Here is a 12,520-nt window from a genome sequence, read left to right as displayed (position 1 = left end):
AACAAGTGATCGGTCGAACGAGGCGGCGATTCCGCCTTCGCTGTTCGCGCCATCTAAGCGGAGGGGGTGACGATTTGTTGGCACTACGGTGACACTAATGTTCACTTATATGACCATTGAATGACAAATCCCGTCGGCAGTACAGATGCTGGTTAACGAATCGCCAATTTCCGTGCGAATCACACGTTGATTGCATTTTTATGACACTCTCGTCATTTTCTTGATGAGCGGTCGTTTCAGGCGGAACATGCGTCTGCATCACGAAGTTCACGGGAGAAGTCGCCATGTCCGTTTCCGCTTTCGCAGCCGCCCTGCTGATGGGGCAGTCCGCATTCGCGCTTGGGCTGGATCGGCCTGCGCATGACACCGTTGACGTCGCCTATGCGGAACTCGCCTCAGGTCAGTCGCAGGAGGCTGTACGCAAGCTGGAGGCTGGTGGTGCGGCCAGGTCGGACGATCCGGCAAAGCTCATCAATCTGGGGGCGGCCTATGCGCAGGCCGGGATGACCGGCAAGGCCATCACCGCCTACCGCGCGGCGGTCGCCAGTCCGGTGCGCTACGATCTCCAGCTTGCTGACGGCACCTGGGTGGATTCCCGCTTGGCCGCGCGTCAGGCGCTGAGGGGGCTGCTGGCAGCCACGACCGTGGCGTCGCGCTGAGGCTGTTTCATCGCTAACCGCTCACAAATGGGGGCTTAAGGGGTGTTCCGCACGGAACACCCCTTTTCCGTTGAAGTCTGCCTGTACGACGAAGTTGAGACGCTTTGCTACGTAATGACACTTTAACGGGTCGTCTGGCATGGCGTCCCGCGGTGCATATCTCATGATGGACGGAATTGCCGTCCCATCGTCACACTCATGTCATCATGATAACGCACTTCGCGCTCATACGGAGGGCATGGTGATTCGATACGCATATATTCGCAGCGGTTTTTCTCGCGGTTTGCTGCCGGTACTGGGCGCATTCGCAGCGCTTCTGGCTCCTTCTCTCGCGCAGGCCCAGGCAGTTGTCGCCGACCCCGCAGGTTCCGGCCCGATCGTCGCGGCGCTCGGCTGGCTGCAGGGCACGCTGCTCGGCAACGTGGCTACTGCAGTCGCGGTCATGGCGGTTGCGGCCGTCGGCTTCATGATGCTGACCGGCCGGATGAACTGGCGTTTCGGCGCGACCGTCATCATCGGCGTGTTCATCCTGTTCGGCGCGGGTGCGATCGTCACCGGCATCCAGTCGGCGGCGGTAGGCTGAGATGACTCTCGCCCGCTATCCCGTCCATCGCGCGCTGACCCGCCCGCAGATGTTCGCGGGCGTGACCTACAGCTTCTTCATCATCAATTTCGCTCTGGTGACCGAGATCTTCCTCATCACCAAGAGTTTCTGGACGCTGCCCGTCATGCTGGTGATCCACGGCATCGGCTATCTCGCGTGCCTGCGCGAGCCGCGGGTGTTCGATCTGTGGATCGCCAAGGTCAGCAAGTGCCCCCGCGTTGCCAACTGGCAGCGATGGGGCTGCAACAGCTACGCGCCGTAACGACTGACGCGCGCGGGGGACGACAGTTTATATGGCCAAGAGCTTCAAATCGCCGTTGAAGGGGTGGGGCGCCAAGGAGGTGCTCGCCGGTGACCGGCTGCCTTATGCGGCACTTGTGGACGAGAACGTGGTGCGTCTGCGCGACGGCTCCGTCATGCTTTCGCTCATGGTGCCGGGGCTGGCCTTCGAGACCGCCGACAGCGACGAGTTGAACGCCCACGTCGCCACGCGCGAAGTGCTGCTGCGCTCCTCGCTCGACGCGCGTTTCGTACTGTATCACCACGTCATCCGCCGCCGCGTCGAGATCGAGATGGCGGCGCAGTTCGACGATCCGCTCGCCGCGCATATCGATGCGCGCTGGCGGGAGCGCACGGGTTCCGGCGCGCTGTTCGTCAACGACCAGTTCATTACGCTGGTGCGTCGTCCCGCGCGCGGCAAGGCGGGCTGGGCGGACAAGCTTTCGCGTCTGATGAAGAACAAGGGCTCGGAAAACGTCGAGGCCGATCCCGGCGACATTCGTGCCTTGCGCGCCGCCGCTTCGGCGATGGTGGCCTCGCTCGGCGCCTATGGCGCGCGCCTGCTGGGCGACTACGAGGCGCCTGCCGGTCGCTGTTCGGAAGTGCTCGAACTGCTTTCCGCGCTCTACAATGGCGAGATGCGCCCGGTGCGCCGTCCCTCGGACGAGACCGACATCGGTCACATGCTGCCATATCGTCGCATCAGCTTCGGCATGGACGCGATGGAACTGCGCGGCGCGACCGGGGGCACGTTCGGCTCGATCGTGAGCCTGAAGGATTATCCCGATTCGACCGCGCCGGGCCTTACCGACGCGCTGCTGCGCCTGCCCTGCGAACTGGTCCTGACCGAGAGCTATGCGCCTGCGGACCGCCAGATCGCCCGCGAGCGCATCGATCTCTCGATCCGCCGCCTGCGCAGCGCCGACGAGGAAGCCGTGGCGGAGCGTCGCGAGATGTCCGCCGCGCGCGATGCGCTTGGCACCGGCTCGGTCGGTTTCGGCGACCACCACCTTTCGGTTCTGGTCCGCAGCGATTCGCTCGACCATCTCGACGAAGTGACCGCCATGTGCGCCGCTGCGCTCGCCGATGCGGGCGCGGTTGCGGTGCGCGAGGAAGTGAACCTCGAACCCGCGTTCTGGGGCCAACTTCCCGGCAACGAGAGCTTCATCGTGCGCCGCGCGCTGATTTCCAGCGCCAACATGGCCTGTTTCGGCAGCCTCCACGGCTTCGCGATGGGGCAGGCGAGCGGCAACCACTGGGGCGATGCGGTCACCTTGCTGGCCACGACCAGCTCGACTCCGTTCTTCTTCAACTTCCACCAGGGCGACCTCGGTAACTTCACCGTCATCGGTCCGTCGGGTTCCGGCAAGACCGTGGTCATGAACTTCCTCGCCGCACAGGCGCAGAAGTTCGCGCCCCGCACGATCCTGTTCGACAAGGACCGCGGCGCCGAAGTGTTCCTGCGCGGTATCGGCGGCAACTACAGCCGCGTCGCTGCTGGCCACCCGACCGGTTTCAACCCGCTCTCGCTGCCCGACACCGCGCACAACCGCGCATTCCTGCGGGACTGGCTGGGTGTGCTGCTTGCCGCCAAGGGGCCTGAGGAACTTGCGACGATCGCCAACGCGGTCGACGCGGCCTACCATAACGACCCGTCGCTGCGCCGTCTCTCGCACTTCCGCGAACTGCTGGCGGGCGCACGCCGTCCCGAGCCGGGCGACCTCGCCTCGCGCCTCGATGCCTGGTTGCAGGGTGGCGAGCATGGCTGGCTGTTCGACAACCAACACGACCGTCTCGATCTGAGCCAGCGCGTGCTCGGCTTCGACATGACCGCGCTGCTGGAAAGCCCGCGCCTGCGCACGCCGGTCATGATGTACCTATTCCACCGCATCGACGAGCGTCTCGACGGCGAGCCGACGATGATCCTGATCGACGAGGGCTGGAAGGCGCTTGACGACGAGGTTTTCGCCGCCCGCATCCGCGACTGGCTCAAGACGCTGCGCAAGCGCAACGCCCTGGTCGGTTTCGCGACGCAGTCCGCCCGCGATGCGCTGGACAGCAAGATCGCGACCGCGCTCGTCGAGCAGACCGCGACGATGGTGTTCATGCCCAACTCGCGCGCGCGGCCGGAGGATTACTGCGAAGGCTTCGGCCTGTCGCAGCACGAACTCGACGTCATCCGCACGCTGCCCGCGCATTCGCGCTGCTTCCTGATCCGCCAGTCGGACGCCTCGGTCGTGGTGCGCCTCGACCTTTCGGGCATGCCCGAGGTGCTGACCGTCCTGTCGGGGCGCGAAAGCACCGTGCGCAAGCTCGATCAGCTTCGCGAACGCTACGGCGATGCGCCCGAGGCTTGGTATCCGGTGCTCACCGGCATGCAGTGGCCGGGTGAGCTGGATGAAGACGCGCCTTGGGTGGCGGCGGCGGAGTAAGCCCGATGGCAAGTGCCTGCGAACAGCTTACCGAAGTCGCTTCCGCCGGGGTCGCCCCGGCGCTGCGCGCGGTCGACTGCGTGGCGAACGAGATGGCGGCGGGCGCTTTCGGGCGGCTGTTCGGGGCGGGGGGCACGATGGCCCCGGTGCTCACGATCCTGCTGACGCTCTACATCGCCTTCTTCGCGTTCTCGCTGCTGACCGGGCGCTCCAATCTCGGCATCTCGGCGCTTTCCCCGCGCATGCTGCGCCTCGGTGTAGTGCTGACCTTCGCGACGAGCTGGATCGCCTATCAGGGCGTCGTCTGGAACCTCGCCATCGGAGGGCCGGACTGGATCGCGGGCGTGCTGATGGGCGCGAAGGGATCGGCGACGCAGCTGTTCGGCGACCGCATCGACATCGTCTTCTCGGCGATCAACGACATTTCCGAAGCGACCTCGCGCGGGACCGGCGAAGGCGGCGGTGAAGCCGCTGCCGGAGCTGCGGGCGCGGCTGTCGCCGCCAAGGGCGCGGGCGGGCTGTTCACGCCCGAAAGCGTGATGTGGATGGGCGCGCTGCTGCTGCTGCTCGGCACTGTGGGCGTGCTGCTGACCGCGCGCATCGCGCTCGCCGTGCTGCTCGCGCTCGGCCCGATCTTCGTGGTCATGGCGCTGTTCGGCGGCACCAAGGGCCTCACCGCAGGCTGGCTGCGCGGCGTCGTGCTGACCGCCGTGACGCCGCTGTTCGTGGTGCTCGGCGGCGGGATCACGCTCGAACTGCTGGTGCCGATTATCTCGGGCCTCGTCCAGAACGCGAACGCCGGGGAGATCGACGGACGCGGCGCGATGGCCTTCTTCCTTGTCGCCTCGGTCCACGTCGCGCTGATGGTCATGGTGGTGAAGGTCGCCGCGACGATGGTGACCGGCTGGCAGGTCTTCGGCCTCGGCGCTTCCGAGCGGGAGCGCGATGCGCCGCAGGGACAGGCCGCCGCTCCGGCTTCGACCAGCGTCGCAGTGCCGCCCCCGGCCGCCTTCCAGAGCCGCACCTCGACCGTATCGGCCGCCGCTGCGGCAGCGGTCGCTGGCGGCGCGACGGTGCAGGGCGGCGAGGGCGCGATGCGTTCAAGCGACCGGCGAACCGTGGTAACGCAAGTCGTGGGCGGGGGGATCGAACCTCTGCGTCAAAGCGATTCGGCAACGCGGGCCAAGGGCATCGGCTCGCGGTTCCGCAGCGCCTCGAACGACACCGGCAAGCTGCCGGCGAAGGAGAAGACACGATGACCCGCGCAACCCTGCGCAATGTGGCGCTTGCGGGGAGCCTGATGGCCCTCGCGCTGGCGGCACCGGCCCGGGCGGACGACCGCCTTGTCGCCCACATGTTCAGCGACAACGAGGTCGTGCGCATCGACGGCAAGGCCGGGGTGCAGGCGACCATCGCCTTCGGTGACGGCGAGGCGATCGAGAACGTCGCGGTCGGCGATTCGCAGGCCTGGCAGATCACGCCCAACAAGCGGGCCGACCTGCTCTTCGTGAAGCCGCTGGAAGCCACCGCGCGCACCAACATGACGGTTGTGACCAACCGCCACACCTATTTCTTCGATCTTGTCGCCTCGGCCAAGGCGAAGCCGCTCTACATGCTGCGCTTCACCTACAAGGACGAGCCCAAGAAGGTCGAGCCGACGACTGCGCCCACCGCCGTCGCCGCGCTGGACCCGACCGAACAGGCACTGGCGCTGGGCGATCCCGCCGCCGTTCCTGCCGACGCGGCCGCGCTGAACTTCGCGTGGAAGCGCGTGGGTGCGGAGAAGCTGATGCCCTCGCGCATCTACGATGACGGCACGTCCACCTACCTGCTGTGGCCGGAAAAGTCGCCGGTCCCCGCGATCCTGACGACCAACGAGAAGGGCGACGAGGGGCCGGTGAACTACGCCGTGCGCGGCGCGACGATCGTGATCGACGACGTGCCGGACACGCTGGTCCTGCGCTCCGGCAAGGCGCGCGCCGAACTGGTGAACTCGCGCCCGATGGCCTCGCGGCCCGCTCCTGCGCCCAAGGCTGCTGTTCCGGTCGCTCCGGCGGTTGCCGCGAACACGCCCGCTGCCAATCCCGCTCAGGCGACCACCCCGGCACTCGTGCCGACCACCGCGCCCACTTCACAGGGGAACTGAATCCATGGCGCCGAACTCCTCCATGCGCGAACGCTTCGCTCCCGACGCGGCCAACGATCCGCGTGACGGTGAGGGTGCGCAGGTCATCGACCTCGCCACCCGCAGCGTTCTGCCGCAGGTCTCTCAGCGCAAGAAGGCGGATGGTCTCGGCCTTGCCGCAGGCGTGCTGATCGTGGCGGCGCTCGGCGGGCTGACGCTGTGGTCGATGGATTCGGCGCGCAACGGTCCTGCTGCCGGGATGCCCGCCACCCCGGCGCCGCAGCCTGCCATTACTGCGCCCGTCGCCGCTGTGCCCGCGCCTGTGACCCCTCCCGCTGCGATGCCCGCGCCGCTCCCGGCCCCCGCGCCTGCGCCGGTGCTCGCCGCCGACCCGAACGCGGTGCCTGGCGCGCTGCCGCAGGCCAACCGTGCCGCCAGCCCGACCGTCGTGTTCGACGCCAGCACCGGTGCCGCCGTGCCCGTGGCGGGTGTCGCCGGAGAGGCCGCCAAGAGCGGCGGCAACGCCAACGACGATTTCGCCGCCCGCGTCGGCGGCACCGGCTCCACCGCATCGGCGGCGCGCTCGTTCGATCCTGCCACCACCGTCACGCAGGGCACCCTGATCCCCGCCGTGCTGGAAACCGCGATCGACACCGACGTGCCCGGCTACGTCCGCGCCATCGTCTCCACCGACGTGCGCAGCTTCGACGGCAAGCGCGTGCTGATCCCGCGTTCGTCGCGCCTGATCGGCCAGTACAAGAGCGGGCTGACCGCAGGCCAGAAGCGCGCCTATGTGATCTGGAGCCGCGTGATCCGTCCGGATGGCGTCTCGGTCAACCTCGGCTCGCCCGCCATCGCCTTCGGCGGCGAGACCGGCCTGCCGGGCAAGGTCAACAGCCACTTCTTCGAGCGTTTCGGCTCGGCCATGCTGCTCTCGGTCGTCGGTGGCCTGTCGACCATCGGCACCGGCGGGGCGAGCGTGATCGTCGGCGGCGGCAACTCGGCGGCGTCGGCCGCGGTGCAGAGCGGCTCGCAGATCGGTCCGACGATCCGCGTGCGCCAGGGCGAACCGATCCGCGTGTTCACCGCCAAGGATCTGGACTTCAGCTCGGTTCAGTGACGGATCATGGCCGATATCCTGTCCCTTCAGCCGCACGCGCCCGTCGTGGCTGGCATCCCCGTGGCTGACATGCCGGTGGCGGAAGCCCGCAGCGTCTACCTTGACGCCTATCTCGCGCCGCTGCGCCCGTGGCTGGACAAGGAGACGGTGACCGAAATCCTCGTCAACCGTCCCGGCGAGATCTGGGTGGAGGACGCGGCGCTTGCGGGCATGCAGCGCATCGACCTGCCGCAGATGGACAACCGTCTGCTCCAGCGCCTTGCCGAGCAGGTCGCGCGGATCAGCCATCAGGGCATCAACCGCGAGCATCCGCTGCTTTCGGCCACGCTGCCTGCCTACGGCGGCCATTCCGGCGCGCGTATCCAATTGGTCGGCCCGCCTGCGACACGCGCGAACTGGGCATTGGCGATCCGGCGGCACCGCTTGCTGGAACTGCCGCTCGACGCCTACGACCGCGGCCCCATTGCCGCGCCCGTCGAGGAGCCGACGCCCGATCCGATGGCCGAGCCCATCGCCTTCCTGCGCGACGCCATCCGCCGCCGCCGCACGATCCTGATCTCGGGCGGCACCTCGACCGGCAAGACCACCTTCCTCAACGCCATGCTTTCGGAAATCTCCGAGCATGAGCGCGTCGTGCTGGTGGAGGACACCGCCGAACTGCGCCTGCCGGGCGCCAATGGCGTGGGCCTCATCGCGGTGAAGGGCGAACTGGGCGAGGCCAAGGTTTCGGCCAACGACCTGCTTCAGGCGGCGTTGCGCCTGCGCCCCGACCGCATCGTGCTGGGCGAGCTGCGCGGCACCGAGACGGTCAGCTTCCTGCGCGCCATCAACACCGGTCACCCCGGCTCGTTCTCGACCGTCCACGCCAATACGCCGCGCGGCGCGCTGGAGCAGATCGCGCTGATGTCGATGCAGACCGGCATCGGCCTGACCCGCGCCGAGACGCTGGAATATGCGGCCTCGGTGATCGACATCGTGGTCCAGCTAGACCGCAGCGGCGGCAAGCGCGGGATCTCGGCGATCGCGGAGAGCGCGACGCTGGTTTGAGGCGGCGCAGGGTGCGCGCTGCCGAGGGGGCTTCGACGGGCGCAGCCTGAACGGAAACGCCTTGGTTTCTTATACTTCGTCATTGCGAGCGTAGCGAAGCAATCCAGCGGCACGGGCCGACGGTGGATTGCTTCGCTACGCTCGCAATGACGAATCGTTTGGCTCTCTAAACCCGCTCAGGCTGAGCTTGTCGAAGCCCCCTCGGCGAGGCGCATCTCTGGCAGGTGGGCCGTTCACGGCCAGCGGTCCCGGAGCAGGTCCGGGACGACGCGGTATTCTCAGGCCTCGATTGCGGTTCCACTCGCATCCTGCACGCGACAGGCCAGCCCCAGCCAGTCGGCCAGCGCCTTCACGTCCTTGCCGTTGCTCGCGCCATAAAGCGGGCGCGCGGCGTCCTCGATGGTGAGGACCAGCGTGTCGCCTTCCACCGCCAGCGAGGTGGCCGCCATGCCGCCCGCGACGCCGCCGGTCAGGCGGCGGCAGAGGCGCACGGCGAGGCCCCAGCCGATGGCGCGGTCGAGGTCGGGCTTGCTGGCGAGCTTGGTGAATTCCGCCGGGATCGCGGTGTTGCCGGAGTTGGCGAAGACGGTCATCGCCATCATGCCGCGCCCGCGCATGTCGAGGCCGATCCAGCGCTTGCGCAGCGCCCATGTCAGCGCTTCTTCGGTGCGCATGTTGGGCTCGGTGCGCATCGCGGCGAGGGCGAGCAGGCTGGCGGCCTTGCGCAAGTCGGCGTCGGCCTGCGCCTGCGTGCAGGCGGGGGCGGTCCAGTTAGCCACGCGCACCGCGTCCTCGGCGCTGACGCGGGCGCTCTGGGCGAAGTCGGTGACGCTCGCCAGCATCGGGCTCTCGTTCCGGATGCTCTCCGGCAGTTGCATGTGCAGCAGCCCTTCGCGCAGGCCCCATGACGAGAAGATCAGGCGCGAGGGGTGCAGCTGGCCGACCAGCTGCGCCATCAGCGCCGCCGCGTCGGGCAGGGTGGCGAGGCGGGAGGCGGAGATGCGCGGGTCCGGGTTCTCCAGCTTGGCCTTGGCGAACTGGCGGGCGAGGTGCATCGCCTCGGACGGGGCGAGTTCGAAGCCGTGGGGATCGTCCACCGGCCAGTCGAGCACGCGCATGGCCTCCAGCGCCAGCGCGCGCCACGATCCGCCGACGATGTAGAGGGGCATGCCACGCCCGCCGTGATGCTCACCCACGCCCCAGCCGCGCGCGGCAAGGCCGTCACGCACGGCGGCGGCGAACTTCTGCTGGCCGAGCGCGCGCAGGTCCGGGAGGCGCAGGGTGCCGAAGGGCAGGGTGATGCCGCCGGGTGCAATGCCGCCCGGAGCCGAAGCGTCGATCTCTACCAGTTCGAGGCTGCCGCCGCCGAGGTCCGCCGCGATGCCGCGCGCGCCGGGGAAGGCGGCGATGACGCCGGTGGCGCTGGCGCGGGCCTCCTCCTCGCCCGAAAGCAGGCGCGGGGCGAGGCCGAATCCGCGCACGGCTTCGAGAAATTCGGGACCGTTGGAGGCATCGCGTGCGGCGGCGGTGGCGACGCATTCGATGTCGTCCACGCCGAGCAGGCGTAGCAGCGTCGCGAATCGGGAAAGCGCGGCGAGCGCGGTGCGCATCGACTTTTCGCCGATGGCGCCGGTGCGGCCCAAGTCCTTGCCGAGCCTTGCGTTTACCTTCTCGTTAAGCACCACGACGGGCGCGCGCGGCGGCCCGTTGTAGACGACGAGGCGTACCGTGTTCGACCCGATGTCGATGATGGCGCGCCGGGCGCTGGACTGGCTGATGCCGATCATTCTGGTCAATACTTACCACAGGGGGGTGAGGTTGCGAGGCGCTCTTTAGAGCGGCGCAGGCGCAAGGTGAAGTGCGGCGGGTCGCTCTGTCCGCTGCAAATAAACGGATGGTCGCGCTGGCGTGGGCGGGGGTGACGTTGCCCTGCGTCGTCATTGCGAGCGTAGCAAAGCAATCCAGCGGCATAGAGCTACGCTGGATTGCTTTGCTACGCTCGCAATGACGAGAGGCGTCAGATGTTACCGCGCCTCAGCGAGAGCTTGGGCACCTTGCGGCCGCTATCCAGCGCCGCGCCGCGGCCCGAGAGCGACGGGTTGGTCATGAAGTAGCGGTGCAGGTTGAAGGGGTTCTCCACTTCGCCCACGCGGTCGTAGGTGCCGTCGGGGGCGAGATCCCAGGACTGTTCGCTGTCGAGCAGGTTCGCCAGCATGACCTGATCGAGCACCTGATCGTGGACGGTCTTGTTGCGGATCGGCAGCAGTACCTCGACGCGGCGGTCGAGGTTGCGGCTCATGCCGTCGGCGGAGGTGATGAACACCTTGGCGCGGCGGTTGGGGAGGTATGCGCCGTTGGCGAAGGCCCAGATGCGCGCGTGTTCGAGGAAGCGGCCGATCACGGATTTCACCGCGATGTTCTCCGACAGGCCGGGAACGCCGGGACGCAGGCAGCAGATGCCGCGCACGACGAGGTCGATGTCCACGCCCGCACGGCTGGCGGCATAGAGCCGGTCGATCAGCAGCGGGTCGGTCAGCGAATTGAGCTTGGCCCAGATCGCGGCGGGCCTGCCCGCTTCCGCGTTGGCGATCTCGGCGTCGATGCACTCGTTGAGGGTCGGGCGCAGCGAGATCGGCGAGACCGAGAGCATCTCAAGGCTCTTGGGCTCGACGTAGCCGGTGATGAAGTTGAACAGGCGCACCACGTCGCGCCCTGCTGCCGGGTCGGCGGTGAAGTAGGACAGGTCGGTGTACACGCGCGCGGTGATCGGGTGGTAGTTGCCGGTGCCGAAGTGGCAGTAGGTGCGGTACGAGCCGCCCTCACGCCGGACCACGGCGGAGACCTTGGCGTGGGTTTTCCAGTCGACGAAGCCGTAGATCACCTGGACGCCCGCGCGTTCGAGCTGGCTGGCCCAGAGGAGGTTCTGCTCCTCGTCGAAGCGGGCCTTCAGTTCGACCACGGCGGTCACGGACTTGCCCTGTTCGGCGGCCTGAATCAGCGCCGAGATGATCGCGGACTGCTTGCCGGCGCGGTAGAGCGTCTGCTTGATCGCCACCACGTCCGGGTCGCGCGCGGCCTGCCGGAGGAAGTCGATGACGACCTCGAAGCTCTCATACGGATGCTGTACGACGATGTCCTTCTCGCGGATCGCCGCGAAGATGTCGCCGTCGTGTTCGAGGATGCGCTCGGGATAGCGGGGGCTGTAGGGCTCGAACTTCAGCTCGGGCCGGTCCTCGTCGCAGATGGCGGAGAGGCCTGAGAAGCCGATGATGCCCTCGGTCTTCATGATGAGGGCCTTGTCGAGCCCCAGCTGCGTGCGCAGCAGTTCCTCGGCCGCCGGGTCGAACTTGCCCTGCAACTGCAGCACGATGACGAGGCCGCGGCGGCGGCGCTGGATCGCGGTGCGGAAGTAGCGGACGAGATCCTCGGCGTCTTCCTCGATCTCGATGTCGCTGTCGCGCAGGATGCGGAACACGCCGTGGCCGTTGAAGCGGAAGCCGGGGAACAGCTCCGCCGTGTTGCGGCAGATGATGTCCTCCATCGAAATCCACGCCGCTTCCTCTCCGGGGATGCGCACGAAGCGCGGGAGCGGGGCGGGGATCAGCACCATCTCCATCACCGGGGCCTCGTCGGCCTCGCGCGTCAGGGAGAACAGCACGCCGATGCCCTGGTTGGCGACGAAGGGGAACGGGTGCGCGGGGTCGATCGCCTGCGGGGTGATGACCGGCATGACATGCTCGATGAAGTATTCGCGCAGCCACTTCTCACGCTCGCGGTCGAGCTTGTCGTCCTCTCCGACCACGACGATGCCGGCTTCGGCCAGCTGGGTCTTGAGGGTGGACCAGGTGTCCTGCTGGATCTGCTCCAGTTCCAGTACCTTGTCGTGAGTCAGCGCGATGGCCTGCGACGGGGTGAGGCCGTCCATCGAGATTTCCTCGATCTGGCGGCGCACCTGCGCGTGGAAACCGGCGACGCGCACCATCAGGAACTCGTCGATGTTGTTGCCCGAGATCGACAGGAAGCGCAGCCGCTCCAGCAGCGGATAGTTCGGGTTGCAGGCTTCCGCCAGCACGCGCTCGTTGAAGGCCAGCCAGCTCAGTTCGCGGTTGAAGTAGCGCGAGGGCAGGGTGGCGAGATCCTCGGGGGCCTCGGCAGTGCCGGTTTCGGCGGGCTCGGTGGTGCTCAGCATGTCCATGGTATTCACTCGATCGTCTTCGCACGGCAGGATGACACAAGTGCGGCAGTCGGGGGAAG

The 12,520-nt window shown here is 67.7% G+C and carries 10 protein-coding genes; 8 read left to right on the top strand and 2 right to left on the bottom strand.

Annotated features, from left to right (window positions below; translation table 11 throughout):
* Window positions 1-284: 284 nt before the first annotated feature.
* From LO787_RS12135 to virB11, 8 genes are all read left to right on the top strand, one after another.
* Window positions 285-659: a hypothetical protein gene (locus LO787_RS12135; protein ID WP_232496085.1), complete on the top strand. Its 375-nt coding sequence runs from the start codon at window positions 285-287 to the stop codon at window positions 657-659.
* 238 nt (window positions 660-897) lie between these two features.
* A complete protein-coding gene (locus LO787_RS12130) occupies window positions 898-1,242 on the top strand; it encodes a TrbC/VirB2 family protein (RefSeq protein WP_232496301.1) in 345 nt (114 codons plus the stop codon).
* A 1-nt stretch (window position 1,243) separates the two neighbouring features.
* The gene (locus LO787_RS12125) at window positions 1,244-1,525 is read left to right on the top strand and encodes a VirB3 family type IV secretion system protein (protein ID WP_232496084.1); all 282 of its coding nucleotides are present in this window, start codon (window positions 1,244-1,246) and stop codon (window positions 1,523-1,525) included.
* 31 nt (window positions 1,526-1,556) lie between these two features.
* Window positions 1,557-3,974 (top strand): VirB4 family type IV secretion/conjugal transfer ATPase, encoded by a 2,418-nt coding sequence (locus LO787_RS12120; RefSeq protein WP_232496083.1) that lies wholly within the window; start codon window positions 1,557-1,559, stop codon window positions 3,972-3,974.
* Between the two features lie 5 nt (window positions 3,975-3,979).
* A complete protein-coding gene (locus LO787_RS12115) occupies window positions 3,980-5,233 on the top strand; it encodes a TrbL/VirB6 family protein (RefSeq protein WP_232496082.1) in 1,254 nt (417 codons plus the stop codon).
* Window positions 5,230-6,120, top strand: coding sequence for a TrbG/VirB9 family P-type conjugative transfer protein (locus LO787_RS12110; protein ID WP_232496081.1), 891 nt, complete (start codon window positions 5,230-5,232; stop codon window positions 6,118-6,120). Before LO787_RS12115 ends, LO787_RS12110 begins: the two co-directional genes overlap by 4 nt.
* Before the next feature lie 4 nt (window positions 6,121-6,124).
* Window positions 6,125-7,219, top strand: a complete 1,095-nt coding sequence (locus LO787_RS12105) for a TrbI/VirB10 family protein (RefSeq protein WP_232496080.1) — start codon at window positions 6,125-6,127, stop codon at window positions 7,217-7,219.
* A 6-nt stretch (window positions 7,220-7,225) separates the two neighbouring features.
* Window positions 7,226-8,266 (top strand): P-type DNA transfer ATPase VirB11, encoded by a 1,041-nt coding sequence (gene virB11, locus LO787_RS12100; RefSeq protein ID WP_232496079.1) that lies wholly within the window; start codon window positions 7,226-7,228, stop codon window positions 8,264-8,266.
* Between the two features lie 278 nt (window positions 8,267-8,544).
* Here virB11 and LO787_RS12095 read toward each other — a convergent pair whose 3' ends face one another.
* The gene (locus tag LO787_RS12095) at window positions 8,545-10,053 is read right to left on the bottom strand and encodes a Ppx/GppA family phosphatase (RefSeq protein ID WP_232496078.1); all 1,509 of its coding nucleotides are present in this window, start codon (window positions 10,051-10,053) and stop codon (window positions 8,545-8,547) included.
* A 230-nt stretch (window positions 10,054-10,283) separates the two neighbouring features.
* Window positions 10,284-12,461: an RNA degradosome polyphosphate kinase gene (locus LO787_RS12090; protein WP_232496077.1), complete on the bottom strand. Its 2,178-nt coding sequence runs from the start codon at window positions 12,459-12,461 to the stop codon at window positions 10,284-10,286.
* Window positions 12,462-12,520: the final 59 nt, after the last annotated feature.

This window comes from Novosphingobium kaempferiae (genome assembly GCF_021227995.1).
Taxonomy (GTDB): Bacteria; Pseudomonadota; Alphaproteobacteria; order Sphingomonadales; family Sphingomonadaceae; genus Novosphingobium; species Novosphingobium kaempferiae.
Note: the sequence above shows the minus strand (reverse complement) of the source record. Positions and strands in the feature narration are given on the sequence as shown.